The sequence below is a fragment of the Sphingobium sp. DC-2 genome (assembly GCF_000722555.1).
Classification (GTDB): domain Bacteria; phylum Pseudomonadota; class Alphaproteobacteria; order Sphingomonadales; family Sphingomonadaceae; genus Sphingobium; species Sphingobium quisquiliarum.
On the sequence record NZ_JNAC01000129.1, the window covers coordinates 75759 to 92010 of the forward strand.

13 protein-coding genes and 3 pseudogenes are annotated in these 16252 nt (G+C 65.7%); 11 read left to right on the top strand and 5 right to left on the bottom strand.

Going from position 1 to position 16252, the window contains the following annotated elements; translation table 11 throughout:
- Positions 1-5 precede the first annotated feature (5 nt).
- From ET21_RS0122325 to ET21_RS0122355, 7 genes are all read left to right on the top strand, one after another.
- Positions 6-1190, top strand: coding sequence for an acetyl-CoA C-acetyltransferase (locus ET21_RS0122325; protein ID WP_030541438.1), 1185 nt, complete (start codon positions 6-8; stop codon positions 1188-1190).
- A 64-nt stretch (positions 1191-1254) separates the two neighbouring features.
- Entirely contained in the window at positions 1255-2079 is an 825-nt protein-coding gene (gene lptB / locus ET21_RS0122330) for an LPS export ABC transporter ATP-binding protein (RefSeq protein WP_081856841.1), read from the top strand.
- A gap of 133 nt (positions 2080-2212) precedes the next feature.
- Positions 2213-3970 carry an alpha/beta hydrolase gene (locus ET21_RS0122335; protein ID WP_030541440.1) on the top strand — a complete coding sequence of 586 codons (1758 nt, stop codon included), beginning with the start codon at positions 2213-2215 and terminating at the stop codon, positions 3968-3970.
- Positions 3971-3973: 3 nt separating this feature from the next.
- Complete coding sequence (locus ET21_RS0122340; RefSeq protein ID WP_030541441.1) at positions 3974-5398, top strand: bifunctional enoyl-CoA hydratase/phosphate acetyltransferase; 1425 nt, start codon at positions 3974-3976, stop codon at positions 5396-5398.
- Positions 5395-6585: an acetate/propionate family kinase gene (locus ET21_RS0122345; RefSeq protein ID WP_030541442.1), complete on the top strand. Its 1191-nt coding sequence runs from the start codon at positions 5395-5397 to the stop codon at positions 6583-6585. The genes ET21_RS0122340 and ET21_RS0122345 overlap by 4 nt, the downstream gene beginning before the upstream one ends.
- Positions 6582-7355 carry an enoyl-ACP reductase FabI gene (fabI, locus tag ET21_RS0122350; RefSeq protein ID WP_030541443.1) on the top strand — a complete coding sequence of 258 codons (774 nt, stop codon included), beginning with the start codon at positions 6582-6584 and terminating at the stop codon, positions 7353-7355. Before ET21_RS0122345 ends, fabI begins: the two co-directional genes overlap by 4 nt.
- Positions 7352-8575, top strand: a complete 1224-nt coding sequence (locus ET21_RS0122355; RefSeq protein WP_030541444.1) for a phospholipase A — start codon at positions 7352-7354, stop codon at positions 8573-8575. The genes fabI and ET21_RS0122355 overlap by 4 nt, the downstream gene beginning before the upstream one ends.
- A gap of 140 nt (positions 8576-8715) precedes the next feature.
- On the opposite strand, the gene ET21_RS0122360 is transcribed toward ET21_RS0122355, so the two are convergent.
- Positions 8716-8931 carry a hypothetical protein gene (locus tag ET21_RS0122360; RefSeq protein WP_030541445.1) on the bottom strand — a complete coding sequence of 72 codons (216 nt, stop codon included), beginning with the start codon at positions 8929-8931 and terminating at the stop codon, positions 8716-8718.
- A 182-nt stretch (positions 8932-9113) separates the two neighbouring features.
- On the opposite strand from ET21_RS0122360, the pseudogene ET21_RS28955 reads away from it, so the two are divergent.
- The 3 genes and pseudogenes from ET21_RS28955 to ET21_RS0122370 form a co-directional block, all read left to right on the top strand.
- Positions 9114-9341 (top strand): annotated as a pseudogene (locus ET21_RS28955) (hypothetical protein); the annotation flags it as partial.
- 40 nt (positions 9342-9381) lie between these two features.
- Positions 9382-10026 (top strand): hypothetical protein, encoded by a 645-nt coding sequence (locus ET21_RS28655; protein WP_030541446.1) that lies wholly within the window; start codon positions 9382-9384, stop codon positions 10024-10026.
- 49 nt (positions 10027-10075) lie between these two features.
- Positions 10076-10918: pseudogene (locus ET21_RS0122370) on the top strand (IS481 family transposase); the annotation flags it as partial.
- A 60-nt stretch (positions 10919-10978) separates the two neighbouring features.
- On the opposite strand, the pseudogene ET21_RS27345 reads toward ET21_RS0122370, so the two are convergent.
- Positions 10979-11922 (bottom strand): annotated as a pseudogene (locus ET21_RS27345) (IS630 family transposase).
- Between the two features lie 235 nt (positions 11923-12157).
- Between ET21_RS27345 and ET21_RS0122385 the strand changes: the two are divergent.
- Positions 12158-13027, top strand: coding sequence for an IS5 family transposase (locus ET21_RS0122385; protein WP_202807161.1), 870 nt, complete (start codon positions 12158-12160; stop codon positions 13025-13027).
- Between the two features lie 496 nt (positions 13028-13523).
- Here ET21_RS0122385 and ET21_RS0122390 read toward each other — a convergent pair whose 3' ends face one another.
- From ET21_RS0122390 to ET21_RS0122400, 3 genes are read right to left on the bottom strand one after another with little or no spacing between them, the layout of a single operon-like run.
- On the bottom strand, positions 13524-13961 hold the full coding sequence (locus ET21_RS0122390) for a DUF4345 domain-containing protein (RefSeq protein WP_030541449.1): 438 nt from the start codon (positions 13959-13961) through the stop codon (positions 13524-13526).
- A gap of 29 nt (positions 13962-13990) precedes the next feature.
- Positions 13991-15208: a cytochrome P450 gene (locus ET21_RS0122395; protein ID WP_051768306.1), complete on the bottom strand. Its 1218-nt coding sequence runs from the start codon at positions 15206-15208 to the stop codon at positions 13991-13993.
- Positions 15205-16230, bottom strand: a complete 1026-nt coding sequence (locus tag ET21_RS0122400; protein WP_337587968.1) for an FAD-dependent oxidoreductase — start codon at positions 16228-16230, stop codon at positions 15205-15207. The genes ET21_RS0122395 and ET21_RS0122400 overlap by 4 nt, the downstream gene beginning before the upstream one ends.
- Positions 16231-16252: the final 22 nt, after the last annotated feature.

Consider the following 16252-nt stretch of genomic DNA (forward strand, 5'->3'; position numbering starts at 1 on the left):
TTTCCATGAGCAGCAATGTCGTTCTCTGCGCTCCCGTCCGCACCGCCATCGGTGCCTATGGCGGAACCCTCAAGGATGTGGCCGCGCCCGCGCTCGGTGCGATCGCCGTCCGGGAGACGCTGGCCCGGGCCGGGGTGGGAGGTGACGCGGTCGACTCCGTCGTCCTCGGCCAGGTGGTCCAGGCGGGCGCGAAGATGAACCCTGCCCGCCAGGCTGCGATCGGCGCGGGCATCCCCGACAGCGTGCCGGCCATGACAGTCAACCGGGTTTGCGGCTCGGGCGCACAGGCCATCGCGTCGGCTGCGCAGGAGGTCATGCTGGGGCTCGCCCAGGGCGTCGTGGCCGGCGGAATGGAGAATATGGACCTGGCCCCCTATCTCATCGCAAAGGGCAGGTGGGGCTACCGGATGGGCGACGGCAAGCTTGTCGACGCCATGCTCCACGACGGGCTCAACGACGCCTTTAGCGACCAGCATTCGGGTTGGGTCACGGAAGACCTGGTCACGCGGTTCCAGATCTCGCGCGAAGCGCAGGATGAATGGGCCGTGCGGTCCCAGCAGAGTTTCAGCGCGGCCCAGGCGGCCGGCAAATTTGAGGCGGAGATCGTGCCCGTCGAGATTGCGGGTCGCAAGGCGCCGACGATCTTCGCCACGGACGAGCAGAACCGGCCCGATACGAGCAAGGAAAGCCTCGCACGCCTGAAGCCTGCCTTTCGGCCGGAAGGCACGATCACCGCCGGCAACGCGCCGGGGCTCAACACCGGCGCCTCCGCGATGATCGTCGCCAGCGAGGATTGGGCGGATCGCAACGGCGTAACACCGCTCGGCCGTTTGGTCGCCTTCGGGGTGGGCGCGGTGGCGCCGGGTATGTTCGGACTCGGGCCGGCCCCTGCCGTCCGCCAGTCGCTCGACCGGGCAGGCTGGTCTGTCGCCGACCTCGACCGCGTCGAGATCAACGAGGCGTTTGCCGCCATAGCCATCGCGGTGACACGCGAACTTGGCCTTGCCGAGGATATCGTCAACGTCGAGGGCGGCGCGATCGCCCACGGGCATCCGATCGGCGCGACGGGCGCCGTCCTCACCACCCGCCTGCTCCATGCGATGCAGCGTGACGGCTTGAAGCGCGGCCTTGTCACCCTGTGTATCGGCGGCGGCCAGGGCATCGCTCTCGCGGTGGAGGTGATGGAATGATGACGGCCTCGCGGGCGGTGACCGGCAAGGATCCGGTACGTTGCTCATGCTCTCGGACCTGAGCATGCTCGAGGAGGGCCGCGGCACGTCCGTAGAGGGCGGCGTTTCCCGGCGTGATCCCCGCCCCTCCCTCGCCGGGGAAAGCGCTGCGGCCACTGTCCCGGTTATCCCGGCACTTGGCGTGCGCGGCATCGAAAAATCCTTCGGCGCGCGCAAGGTGCTCGACGGCGTTTCGCTCGATGTCGCCTCCGGCGAAGTGGTCGGCCTGCTGGGCCCGAACGGCGCCGGCAAGACGATCTGCTTCTACGGGATCGTGGGGCTGACGCGCCTCGACGGAGGCCGGATCCTGCTCGGCGGAGAGGATGTGACCTCGCTCACGATGAGCGACCATGGCCAGCGGGGCCTCGGCTATCTTCCGCAGGAGGCCTCGATTTTCCGGGGCATGACCGTCGAGGAGAATATCCGTTCGGTCCTCGAGCATCGCCTCCATGACCGCGCCGCGATCAGCGAGCGGGTGGACGCGCTGCTCGCCGAATTCAACATTTCCCATATCCGCGACACGCCCGCCCCTGCCCTTTCCGGCGGAGAACGCCGTCGCTGCGAGATCGCGCGCGCGATGGCGGCCGATCCCGGGGTCATGCTGCTCGATGAGCCCTTCGCGGGCATTGACCCTCTCTCGATCGCCGACATCAAGACGATGGTCCACGAACTCAAGGAGCGCGGCGTCGGTGTCCTCATCACCGACCATAATGTCCACGAGATGCTCGAGCTCGTCGGCAGGGCCTATGTCATCCATGGCGGCAAGGTTCTGTTCGCCGGAGAGCCATACGCCGTGCTCAACAATCCGGAGGTGCGGCGCTTCTATCTTGGCGAGGATTTCGAGCCATGAGGCCGCAACTTGCCGTCATCTCGATCACCCCGCCGACAGCCCGCGCACGGGCCTTCTCCAGGACGGCTCATTTCACGAACGGTGTCATCGGCAATCCCGCCTGCCAGGCCGCCGCCCAACCAGAGAGATTATCATGAGCACGACGACCAGCCCTTCTCCACCCGATCCGCTCGACGGCATCGCCGAAACCCTGAACCGAACGGCTTCCGCTGCGATCGCGCAGGCAACCGCGGGCCTTTCTCCCGCGACGGTCCTGCAGGCCTTTTCGGACTGGGGTCTGCACCTTGCCTTGTCGCCGGGCAGTCAGTTGCAGCTGGGTGCCAAGGCCGTGCGCAAAAGCGCGCGGCTTCTCGACTATGCCGTCCGAAGCGCCCGGGACGATGATGCGCCGCTTGCGATCGAGCCTCTGCCCCAGGACCGTCGCTTTTCCGATCCGGCCTGGCGCCAGGCGCCGTTCAACCTCGTCAGCCAGGCCTTCCTGCTCAACCAGCAATGGTGGCATGCGGCGACGACAGGGGTTTCAGGCACGGCGAGACATCATGAGGAGATGGTCGCCTTCGCCACCCGGCAAATCCTCGACGTCCTGGCGCCCACCAACTTCGTCGCCACCAACCCCGTTCTCCAGCAGCGGATCGTCGAAACCGGGGGAAAATGCCTGATCGACGGCTTCCAGCATCTACTCGAGGACATGCAGCGCCTGCTCCGCGGCTTGCCGCCCGCCGGCGCGGAGGCGTTCAGGATCGGCGAGAATGTGGCGAGTGCCAAAGGCAAGGTCGTCTACCGCAACCGGCTGATCGAACTCATCCAGTATGAGCCGACAACCGATAAAGTGCGGCCCGAGCCGATCCTGATCGTGCCGGCCTGGATCATGAAATATTATGTTCTCGACCTCTCGCCGGAGAACTCGCTGGTGCGCTGGCTGACGGGCCAGGGCTTCACGGTCTTCATGATCTCCTGGCACAATCCCGGGAGCCAGGACCGAGACCTCGACATGGAAGACTATCGCAAGATGGGCCCGATGGCGGCGCTCGACGCGGTGACCACGATCACCGGCGCCCCCCAGGTTCATGCGGTCGGCTATTGCCTTGGCGGAACCCTGCTTTCGATCGCGGCAGCCGTCATGGCGCGCGACGGAGACGACCGGCTCGCCAGCGTCACGCTGTTCGCGGCGCAGACCGAGTTCAGCGAGCCGGGCGAGCTCGGCCTCTTCATCGACGAGGGGCAGCTCAACCTGCTCGAGAACATGATGTGGAGCCGGGGCTATCTCGACAGCAGCCAGATGGGTGGCGCCTTCCAGATCCTCAAATCCAACGATCTCGTCTGGTCGCACGTGCTGGGCACCTACCTCATGGGCGAGCGCGAACCGATGAACGACCTGATGGCCTGGAACGCCGACGGCACGCGCATGCCCTATGCCATGCACAGCCAGTATCTGCGGCGCCTGTTCCTCGACGACGATCTCGCCGAGGGCCGGTACAAGGTCGACGGCAGGACCATCACGCTCTCAGCGATCCGCAAGCCGCTGTTCGTGGTCGGCACCGAGCGCGATCATGTCGCGCCCTGGCGCTCGGTCCACAAGATCCATCTCCTCACCGGCGCTGAGATCACCTTCGTTCTGACGAGCGGTGGGCATAATGCCGGCATCGTGTCGGAGCCGGGCCATAAGGGCCGGCATTATCGCGTGCTGACACGCGAGGCCGACGGCCTTTCCTATGATGCCGACGAATGGACGCAGCGGGCCGAGCATAAGCAAGGCTCCTGGTGGACCGAATGGGGCGATTGGCTCGTCCACCACTCGGGCGAACCCGGAGCGCCACCGCCGACCGGCGCGCCCGACAAAGGCTACGCGCCGCTCGCCGAAGCGCCGGGCCACTATGTGCTGGAGCATTGACCCGTGAGTGAAGAGGCGATCCTCGAGAACCGCACCTTCGACGAGATCGAGCCGGGCGAGACGGCGAGCCTGACCCGGACGCTCACCGCGCGCGACATCCAGCTCTTCGCGCTCGTCTCGGGCGACGTCAATCCGGCGCATCTGGACGCGGACTATGCCGCGACCGACCTGTTCCGCCGGGTGATCGCGCATGGCATGTGGGGCGGCGGCCTGATCTCCGCGGTGCTGGGCACCGAGCTGCCGGGACCCGGTGCCATCTACCTCAGCCAGTCGCTGCGGTTCACCCGGCCCGTTGGCCTCGGCGACACGATCACCGCCTCGGTGACGGTCGTCGAGAAGCGGCCCGAGCACCGGATCGTGCTGTTCGACTGCCGCTGCGTCAATCAGGACGGGGATGAGGTCATTTCAGGCCAGGCCGAGGTCAAGGCGCCCGCTGAAAAGGTGCGCCGACCGCGCACGCTCCTGCCCGACGTCTATCTGCGCGATCATGACGGCTATCGCCGGCTGATCGAACTCACCTCGAACGGCAAGCCCGAGCCGACGGCGGTCGCCCATCCCTGCAGCGTCGCCGCCCTCCTGGCCGCTATCGAAGCGGCGGAAGCAGGGCTGATCGCACCGATCCTCGTCGGCCCGGAAGGCAAAATCCGCAAAGCGGCCGGGGAAGCGGGCAAGGACATCTTCACCTTCCGCCTGGTGCCTGCCGACCACAGCCACGACGCGGCGGCGAAGGCGGTCGCGCTGGTGCGCGCGGGCGAGGCAAGGCTGTTGATGAAAGGGTCGCTCCACACTGACGAACTGATGGGCGCGGTCGTGCCGTCCGCCGCGGGCCTCAGAACCGAGCGCCGGATCAGCCATGCCTATATCATGGACGTGCCAGATCATCCGACGCCGCTCATCATCACCGACGCCGCGATCAACATCGCGCCCACGCTCGAGGACAAGGCCGACATCATCCGCAACGCGCTCGACCTCGCTCATGTGATCGGCATAGAGGAGCCCAGGGTCGCGATCCTTTCCGCCGTCGAGACGGTCAACCCTGACATGCAGTCCACGCTTGATGCCGCGGCGCTGTGCAAGATGGCCGATCGCGGGCAGATCGCGGGCGGCCTTCTCGATGGCCCCCTCGCCTTCGACAATGCGATCAACGAAGCCGCAGCGAAGGAAAAGGGGATCGTTTCGCCGGTCGCGGGCAAGGCAGAGATCCTCGTCGTCCCCAATCTCGAAGCCGGCAACATGCTCGCCAAGCAGCTCACCTTTTTGGGCGGCGCGGACGCCGCCGGGATCGTGCTGGGTGCGCGCGTGCCGATCATCCTCACCAGCCGCGCCGACAGCCTGCGCACCCGCCTCGCCTCCTGCGCGGTCGCCGTGCTGCTGGCGCGCGCTGCAACCAAGGCGGCGCCGGGCCTTGCCCGCGCGGCGCAGTCATGAAGGCCGTCGTCAGCCTCAATTCCGGCTCATCGAGCATCAAGTTCTCGCTGTTCGCGATCGGCGAGGATGGCGGGCTTCAGTCGTCTGCCGGTGGCAAGATCGAGAAGATCGGCATAGCCCCCGCGCTAAGGGCCCGCTCGGTCGACGGCGAAACCCTGCTCGAGCGCGAATGGCCCGATGGCGCGGCGCTATCCCATGCCGACCTGCTGGGCGATCTGTTCGCCTGGGCATCAGATCATCCTCTCCGGAACCGTGAGATCATCGCGATCGGTCATCGGGTGGTCCACGGCGGCCCCGTATTCGCAGCACCTCGGCTTGTCGACGCGGCGCTGATCGATGAGCTCGACGCCCTCAGCCCGCTGGCACCGCTTCATCAGCCGCATAATCTGGCCGCTGTCCGGGCGATCTCGAAGCTCGTGCCAGAGCTGCCGCAGGTGGCCTGCTTCGACACCGCGTTCCACCATGACAAGCCCGCGCTTGCCTCACGGTTCGCCCTGCCGCGCGCGCTCCATGACCAGGGCATCCGTCGTTATGGTTTCCATGGGCTATCCTACGAATATGTCGCACGCCGCCTCGCCGAACTGGACCCCGAACTCGCCTCCGGCAAGGTGATCGTCGCCCATCTCGGCAATGGCGCGAGCCTCTGTGCGATGGAAGGCGGGCATAGCGTGGACACGACCATGGGATTCACCGCGCTCGATGGCCTGATGATGGGCACGCGGTGCGGCAGCCTCGATCCCGGTGTGGTGCTGCACCTTCAAACCCTGATGGGGATGAGCGCCTCCGGGATCGAGGATCTTCTATACAGGAAGTCGGGCCTGCTCGGCGTTTCGGGCATCTCGAGCGACATGCGGTCGCTTGCGGAGAGTCAGGCTCCCCATGCGGAAGAGGCGATGGCGCTGTTCGCCTGGCGAATCGTCCGCGAAGCCGGCGCGCTCACATCCTCGCTCGGCGGACTGGACGGCATCGTCTTCACCGCTGGCATCGGCGAGAATGACGCGGGCATGCGCAGCCGCATCTGCCGCGGGCTCGAGTGGCTCGGGCTGGAGATCGACGAACTCGCCAATGCCGGAGACGGGCCGCTGGTCAGCCAACCGGACAGCCGGGTCAAGGCCTATGTCATTCCGACCGACGAGGAGCGCATGATCGCTCTGCACACGCTCAATGTCCTTGGAGCCGATTTGTGAAGCCGCTCGTCGATCTTGCCGGCAAGCGCGGGCTCGTCGTTGGTATTGCCAATGAGCACAGCATTGCCGCAGGCTGTGCGGAATCCTTCGCCCATTGCGGCGCGCGACTTGCGGCGACCTACCTCAATGAGAAGGCAAGGGCCTGGGTCGAGCCTGTGACCGAACGCATCGGCGCTGAATGGATCGCCCCCTGCGACGTGCGCGTGCCGGGGGAACTCGAGGCATTGTTCACCCAGGTCGAGCAAGAATGGGGCGGGCTCGATTTCCTGCTCCACTCGATTGCGTTCGCGCCGAAGGACGATCTGCATGGCCGCGTTGTCGACTCCTCAGCCGATGGGTTCTCCGTTGCGATGGACGTTTCCTGCCATAGTTTCCTGCGGATGGCGAAGCTGGCCGAACCGCTGATGAAAGACGGGGGCTGCGTGCTTTGTGTGACCTTCTACGGGTCCGAACGAGTGGTCGAACACTACAATCTCATGGGACCGGTGAAGGCGGCGCTGGAAAGCGCCACCCGCTATGTCGCGGCCGAGCTCGGCTCCAAGGGCATTCGCGCGCACGCCATCTCGCCAGGTCCCATCGCAACACGGGCGGCAAGTGGCATCGACCGCTTCGACGAATTGCTCGAACGCGCCGCGGCAACCGTGCCCCAACGGCAACTGGTCGATGTCGAGGATGTGGGAGCGCTTGCCGCCTTCCTCGTGAGCGACGCGGCGAAGCGGATCACCGGGACAATCATCCCGGTCGACAGCGGCCAGCATCTGTTCGCATGATCGCGGCAATCCTCCCCCTGCTGCTGGCCGGCGCGGCGATTGCCCTCGCTCCAGCCGCGCATGCCGCTCCGGACGTCGGCATCCTGATCCGCGATGCCGGTGAACGCGATGAGAGCGGCGCCATTCTCGTCGAGCTTCGCCTGCTGAACGAGGGCAGGGAGACGAAGACACTTTTCCTGCCCGGCCGCATCGAGGCCCGAATCGAGCGAGGCGGCCAGACGCGGACGATCTGGCTGGAACGGGCGGCGGGGCTGCCGGACGACTTGGCCATTCCAGCCGGAGGCTTTGAACGTGCGCGCTATCGTTTCAGCGCGGCTCCCGGCGAGATACTCGACGGTTCTGTCATTTCAATCCCGGCCTGGAGCACAGGCCAGATCGCTCTCGCACCGCATACTGCGCTCCCGACTGCCCGACTCGCCGAAGCGCGACCGAACCAGCAAGAGCATGCTGACGAAGCGCCCCGAGCAGTTCCGCCGCCTTCCGACCGTACGGCCGGCAATGCCTTCCTTACCAGCCTTTCGGCCTATGAGCCCATCTACGCGGTCTACGGTCCTGGCACGAATAGCGAAGCGCGGATCCAGATCAGCTTCAAATATCAGCTGTTCGGCAGCCGGCGCGCGGAAGGTCTTCCGCGCTCTTGGCGCGACGGGCTTCATTTCGCCTACACCCAGCGCATGTTCTGGGACCTGGGCGCGCATTCCTCGCCTTTCCGTAATATAGACTATCAGCCCGAGCTCTTCTATCTGACGCCACCGGCGACGCTTTCAAGCGGCGTGTCACTAAGCGCCCAAGGCGGTATCCGACATGAATCCAATGGTCGCGATGGTACCGCATCGCGCAGTATCAACAGCGTCTATGTAGCGCCCATGGCGGCGATCCCGCTGGGGGGCGGCTATAGCCTGTCGATCGCTCCGCGCCTTTCGCTCTTCGTCGGCGACAAGTCGGACAATCCTGACATCCGCCGCTACCGCGGCAATACAGCTCTCTTTATGGAAGTCGGGGAAGAGGACGGATTGCGCCTCTCCACCTCCACCCGGTTCAACCTCTCGAGCGGCAAGGGCGCGGTCAGCGCCGACCTTTCCTATCCGCTGCCCCGACTGCTGGGTGGCGGTCCGGATTTCTATCTCTTCGGGCAGAGCTTCATCGGCTATGGCGAAAATCTGCTCGATTATGACCGGCGCACGACCCGGTTCCGGATCGGCGTGGCGCTTGTCCGATGACGGCGGCGGACTTCCGGATCAAGGAGACTGCCAACGGTCCCACTCTCCACGCCGTGGGCGACTGGACGGCCTTGGCATTAGGCAACCTTCCCGATCGCCTTGCCCAAACGCTCGGGAATCGGAAAGCCGCGCAATTCGCGCTAGCACAGCTCGGCCGGGACGATACCGCCGGGACGCTGATCCTCCTGTTCGTCGCGGATGCCGGTCATGATATCGCCCGGTGCGGCCGGAAAGACCTGAAACGCCTCGCCGAGCTGGGTCAGCGGCGCCCGACGAGGAGCACCGGACGCCCCGCCCGGCGGGGTCCGTGGCTGCACCCTCGAGACCGTCAGCGTCAGCCATTTCTGGATCGGCATGAGAAAGGCGCAACCGCTTTGACTTTGCTCGGCGATGCAACGCGGCAATCGATGCGGTCTTCGGCCGCGCAGTCTGGCGCAACACGACCCATGTCCGTCGCCTGGAGCATTGCGACGGTCGTTCAGATGCCGTCATGTTTACGGCCCGGAGGACGCAATGAGTAACACTGCGCGCCCAAGCATTGTTATCGTGGGCGCCGGTTTCGGCGGCATGGCGGCGGCGCGAGCGCTCCAAGGCGGACATTACGCTGGTCAACAGTACCAATTATCATCTGTTTCAGCCGCTTCTCTACCAGGTGGCGACTGCCGCGCTCTCGCCAGCCGATATCGCGACGGCGAGCCGCGTGCTGCTTCACGGGCAGCATAACGCAACCGTGCTAATGGCTGAGGTCGCGGATGTGGATCCTGATCGCCGGCTTGTCCGGCTCACCGGAGCCAAGGACCTGCCCTATGATTATCTCATCCTTGCGGGCGAACGGATCGATGCGGAGACCGTTCTGTGGTGCGCAGCGCGGCCTGCGGCTCGGTGGCTCGGTGGCTCGGTGGCTCGGTGGCTCGGTGGCTCGGTGGCTCGGTGCCGATGCTGCCCGCAACGGCGCCGTCAAGGTGAATGCCGATGGCTCCGTTCCGGGCCGGCCCGAAATCTTCGTGGTCGGCGACTCGGCAAGCTTCGATCATGGCCTGGAGAGGCCCCTGCCTGGGCTGGCGCCCGTGGCCAAGCAGCAGGGCCACTATGACGGCCGCCTGTTGAAGGCGACGGTCCAAGGGAAGTCCGGGCTTCCGCCCTTCCGCTATCGCGATTACGGAACCATGGCGGTGATCGGCCGATCCAGGGCACTCGCGCATTTAGGCCGGGTGCGACTCAAAGGCCTCGTCGCCTGGCTGGCATGGTCGCTCGTCCAGTTCATGCTCCTGGTCGACTTCCGGAGCCGGCTGATGGTCTATGCCAACTGGTCATGGGCCTGGTTCACTTATGGACGCGGCGCTCGCCTGCTCATGGGTGTTCCGACTTCGACTTCATGCGAGGTCGATGACCCCGAGAATGTCACAGCGGCGAGCGCCGGAGCGCAGCGCAGCCCTAAGTTAGGTGTTTGATCCCAGGTTTTGATGGTGCATCATTCACGCCTGAGTGGAAGGATGCGCTATGGGCCAGGTACTCCACGGGAGCGCCACAACGACTGAGGCAGTCCGTCGAGCGATACAGCATAGTCAAGAGAGCCTGAGGGCGCTCGCCAAGCGGCACGGGATCAACCCCAAGACCGTCGCCAAGTGGCGAGGCCGATCCTCAACGGCCGATCTTCCGACCGGGCCGAAGGCCCCTAAATCGACCACGCTGTCGATCGAGGAGGAGGCCGTCGTGGTGGCGTTCCGTCGCCACACGCTCCTCCCGCTGGACGATTGTCTCTACGCCCTGCAGGCGACGATCCCGCATCTCACACGATCATCGCTTCATCGCTGCCTTCAGCGGCACAGCATCAGCCGGCTGCCGGATGTCGATGGCGACAAGCCGGCTCGCAAGAAGTTCAAGCACTACCCGATCGGCTATTTTCACATCGACCTTGCAGAGGTGCGGACCGAGGAGGGTCGCCTCTACCTGTTCGTCGCAATCGACCGGACCTCGAAGTTCGCCTTTGTCGAGCTACACGAGAAAGCCACCCGGCGGCTCGCCGCCAACTTCCTTCGCAACCTCGCTGCCGCCTTGCCCTACAAGATCCACACTGTCCTCACCGATAACGGCACCCACTTCACCGACCCAACTGGCGATGGCTGGACGCCCGAGGACATCAAGGCGATGCGGGCGAAGGGCGAGCCGTTCCTCTGTCACGCTTTCGAGTTCGCCTGCGCCGATCTCGACATCGAGCATCGACTTACCCAGCCGCGGCATCCCTGGACCAACGGGCAGGTCGAGCGGATGAACCGGACCATCAAGGACGCGACCGTCAAACACTTCTACTACGAGACCCACGATCAGCTTCGACAGCATCTCTGATTCATATCAAACCCGCACCACCAATTGCCGGGACCAAACAGTTAGAGCGGTTTCCTTTCAGTCTGGGTCATAGCCGCAGGAGCTGAAGTAGTTGGCGCATTCCTGCGGTTGGAAGAGGTCGACCAGCTTGCCGATGAGGTTCCACAGCCCCGGAGACGGTGCGCTCGCCGGCCTTGCGGAGCATGGCCTTGAGGCGAGAGAAGGCCTTCTCGATCGGGTTGAAGTCGGGACTGTAAGGCGGGAGGAACAGCAGCCGGGCGCCGGCGGCTTCGATAGCCTCGCGGACGCTGGCACGCTTGTGGCTGGACAGGTTGTCCATGATCACCACGTCGCCGCGCTTGAGGTCGGGCACGAGCACCTGGCCGCCATAGGCCTCGAACCAGTCGCCGTTGATCGGCCCGTCGAGCACCATCGGTGCGACCATGCCGGTCGTGCGCAGCCCGGCGACCAGCGTGGTCGTCTTGCGATGGCCGTGCGGGTAACCCATCCGCAGCCGCTCGCCCGGCGGCAGCGGCCGTGGCTGCGGGTTATGGTGGCGGTCCAGGTTTCGTCGATGAACACCAGGCGCTCGGGATCGAGGTCGAACTGGCCATCGAACGAGGCTTCGCGCGCGTTCAGGACGTCGGCGCGGTCCTGCTCGATCGTGTGCCCGACCTTTTTACGCGTGACCGCCGTGGCGGGCGAAGAAGCGGTGCAGCGTCGAGATCGCCACCGTTACGCCTGCCTGGCCAAGCTTGCGGCGCAGCTCGTCCAGCGTGATGTCGCGGCGTGCCCCGTCCAGCGCCAGGATCGTGTCCCGGTACGCCTCGATCCGCTGCGACCGCGTGTCGCCGCCCTGCGACTTGGCGGCATAGCCACCCGTACTGCGGCGCTGGTCGTGCCAGCGGATCACCGTCGCGGCCGCTACCCCAAACCGCCCCGCCGCAGTTCGACAACTCATCCCCCCCGTCAACCGCGGCCAGCGCTCGCGACCGCAGGTCCATCGAAAACGGCTTACCCATCCATGCCGGCCTCCATCCAGCCAGCACTCTGAATCCGATCAGCACGCCCGTGTGAATCCCCCTCCGACTCTCGTCGGGCGGAAACCGCTCTAAAGAGACCTGTGCGCGGGTGGGCGTAGACGGCGGTCGCAAGTCGTGATTCTTTGGTGCGTCTGATGGCGGAGGCGGGCGTGGCGCATCGGACGATTGGCAGAAGAGTTTCGGGTTTTCGCAGCGAGAGCGGCCGCGGTCGACGTTGGACGAAATCGCCGCGCTCATCGATTGTGAGCCGATCGCGACGTGGCTGGGGCGGCTGTATCCGGCGACGAAAGGAGAGCCGGCCTGGCCGCCGCTGGCGATAATCAGGGCTATGCTGCTGGCGGTCTGGTACGACCTGTCGGATGTGAAGCTCGCCGATGCGCTCGAAGATCGCGCCTCGTTCCGCCACTTCTGCGGTTTCTCTGGCACCGAGGCGACGCCCGAGCGCACGGCGTTTGTCCGCTTCCGCCGCATGCTGGTCGCCCGCGACCTCGACCGCGCGCTGTTCAGCGCGGTTACCATCCAGCTCACCGCCAAGGCGATCACGGTGAAGGCCGGCACCATTGTCGATGCAACGATCATCGCATCCGCGAGCGAAGACGACGGCGATGGCCGGTGGGTGAAGCACCGCGGCAAGCGCGCGACGCACGGCTTCAAAGCGCATGTCGCCTGCGACGCGGACACCGCACCGGTCGAGCGGATCGCGGTCACGCCGGCCAACGTCAACGATGGCCGTGCCAGCCCGGACCCGCTGCCCGACTGTCCCGGCGAAGTCTTCGCCGACAGCGCCTATCGCGGACCGCACTTCGGCGGCGCCGTCCGCGCCGAGGGCGGCACGCCGCGTGTCGTACTCAACGCCATGTGGGGCCGCGACGAGGAAGAGACGCTCGGCCGCCTGCGGGACTGGAACCGGCCGATCCATCGCGTCCGCGGCCGGATCGAGAAGATCTTCGGCGCCTGGAAACGCTCGTACGGACTGCGACGGATGAGATGGCGACGCCTCGCCAAAGCCGCCGCCCAGATCCACCTCACCGCCATCGCCTACAACCTCAAGCGAACATTCAATCTCCTCGCCGCGACCGCCTGAAGAAGTGGAGGACCGATCGCGTCGATCGAGATGGCGACCAACGAGCCGTCCGGCGAAAGCGCGCCATCACAACGCCCTACGCCCACCCGCGCACAGGTCTCCTAGCTGTAGCGGCCCGCAAACATAATGGCGCCTGCTCACCATCGGAGCGATTTCCTGCTCACGCAATCTGCCACTGGCGCATGGCACCCTGCTCGAATTCGTTGCCAACGTGCTCGCCATCATCCGGCGCTGCTCGCAATTAAAGATACCTGCTCACATTATTCGTACCCCACCGGGTGCCGGAGGCAGGGGGGATCATACCCTACGCTGGACCGCCCCATGTCTCCGTCTTCAACAGGTAATTCTGGGAAAGGGCAATCGGGAACACATTTTGGGAAAACGGCTCCTTCTGCGCCGTCCAGCGTGCCTTGCGGCCGTCAGCCGTCCCAGCCACCCTTCCTTTGTGGTATACCAATCTCGATTTCAGTCCGCTGCCGGACCAGATGGCACAAGCTCATCTGCCTGTGTCCCGAAACCTTTCAGAAGCATCTTGCGACATGATCGAAGTCCGGCGGCGCAGGTAGTACACCGTGAGAAGGGCCAGCACCATTTCGGGTACGATCTCGACACGCAGGATCATGGATGGCGTGGGGCCGTCGGCGAGCAAGCTCCAGGCGCGTCCCAGCACAAACGCCGAGAGCATCACGAGGTTGATCCATAGAGCGTGCCGGCGGAACCCGGCTTTGAACGCGCCGCACAGCAGCGCCGCCCCGCTGACCAGGAGCGGGCCGCCGGCGGAGGTGCGCACGAGATGGTAGGCGTTGGCGCCGGAAAGCGGCTCGCCGTAGAGCGAATACATGAGCGGGGGATCGATCAGGTAGATCGCGCCCACCACGACGAACATCGCCCCGGTCAGGCCAAGGAGGATCTGCGCTCCGTTCAGTTTCATCATGTCCTCACATCTCCCGATCGGCCGGGTTATCAGTCGTCGAAGCCGTCCACCTCGATCACCAGCCGCTTGGGCCCGCGTGTTTCCGGGCTCGGCTTGTATTCGAGTTCTCCTTCGACCAGCCGCGGGTTGCGCAGCCGGCGGATCAGCTCGCCGAGCGCGATCTGGCCCTCCAGCCGGGCGAGCGGCGCGCCGAAGCAGAAATGGGCGCCGCTGGCGAAGCTCAGATGCGGATGCGGCGCGCGGTGGATGTCGAACGCGTCGGGGTTGTCGAACCGGGCGGCGTCCCGGTTTGCCGCCGCGATCGCCGGCATCAGCTTGGTGCCCGCCGGGATCGGCAGACCCGCGATCTCCATATCGTCGAGCGCGTAGCGCACGCGGTACTGGATCGGCGGCTCGAAGCGCAGCACTTCCTCGACCAGCGGCGCCACCAGACGGGGATCGGCGCGAACGTCGGCCATCGTGTCGGGATTGCGGAGGAGCTGGACCATCGCGTTGCCGATCAGCGTGATCGTCGTCTCGTGCCCGCCGGCGAGCAGGATCAGCATCGTCGACATCACCTCCTCGTCGCTCATCGCGTCGGGCGCGTCGTCTGCCAGCAGCCGGTTGAGGATGTCGTCGCCGCGAGGGTTCTGCTTGCGGTCCGCGACGGTCTTCATCAGGAAGCCGCCGAGCGCCTCGACCCCCTTCGCCTGCTCGCGCTGGATCGATCCGTCGGTATCGAGCAGCTTCATCGCTTCGGGCTCGAAGATGATCGAGGCCAGCCAGCGCCCGATCTGGTTCTGCTCCTCGATCGAGATGCCGGTGATCTTGGCGATCACCTCGACGGGCAGGCGGTTGGCGAAGGTCGAGATCAACTCGAACCGTGTCTCTCCCTTGAGTTCGTCGATGAAACGCTGGACGAAGCCGCGGATGTCGCCGGTCAGGCTGTCCACATAGTTGCCGCGATCGGGCGGCCCGAAATGCTTCATCGTCAGCCGCCGCAGCCGATCATGGTTGGGCGGGTCCATCAGGAAGAAGGGCGGCGCGAACGGCGCCTGCGGCTCATCGCGAACCTTGCTCGCATCGGAACTCACGCGTGGATCCTGGAACAGGGCGACGCAGTCGGCATGGCCCGGCACCAGGCACACGCCATTGTCCTGGAAGGCCGGACCATGGTCGGCAAGCTGCCGCCACAGCGGGTAGGGATTGGGGCGCGTCTCGGGCCTGGCGAGTTCGGCGAAGATCTGGTTGGGAGCGATGAGGGTCACAGACGCACCTCCTGGTTCGACTGGTGTGGGGGTGGCGCGAAGCCGGGATCGAAGCGAACGGCCGCCCCGCCTTCCACCGTCTTGATGGCTTCCCCGAACGGGGCGCGATTCCTGATCATCCGGGCGTAGAAATCGAGGTAGCGTCCGCGATCGAGCGAGATCGCCCCCACCGCGCGGCCCTCGCGGCCGAACAGCGCGACGAAGCCGTCGCCATCGAACGATCCCTGCACGACCGCCGCGCTGTCGGCGATGCTGGGCATGCCCACTGCCTTGATCGTGACGCCGGCCTGGTTCGACCAGAAGGTCGGCAAATAGTCGTGCTCCCGTACCGTGCCACTGTGAGCCACCATGTTGAACGCCGCGGTGCGCGCCTGCTCGTCGGCGTTGCTCCAGTGCTCGATCGCCATCTGCTGGCCAAACAGGCGCGAGGGCCAGACGGCGACGTCGCCGGCGACGAAAATGTCTTCAGCCGGAGAGCCGTCCTCGCGCAGCGCACGGCAATATCCGTCCGCATGCAGTCCGAGCCTGTCGGTCTTGAGGCCGCTGCCCGCCAGCCAATCGGTGTTACGCACCGCGCCCAGCGCCATAATGCACAGATCGGCATCGACGAGATTGCCGTCGGTGAGCCGCACGCCGGTAAAGCTGCCATGGCCGTCATCGAGCAACGCGGTCACACCGACGCCTGTCCGCAGGTCGACGCCCTGCGTCCGGTGCCGGCGCGCCATCAGATCGCCAAGAGTGCGGCCGAGCCCGCGCAGCATTGGGGCGGGGCCTCTCTCCAGGACGGTCACCGGCCGACCCAGATGACGGCAGATGGTGGCGATCTCGCACCCGATGAAGCCGCCGCCGACGATCACGATCCGCCCATCGGTGGCATCGAGCCGGTTCTTCAGCGGCGCTACGTCGTCCCGATCACGCAGCGTGAACACGCCAGCGAGTCCGGCCTCTTGCCTGTTCGGCCAGGGACTGGCCCTCGTACCGGTGGCGACCAGCAGGGGCTCTGTTGCAAAGATTGGCGGCAGTCAGAGGTAGGCTGTCGCTCTG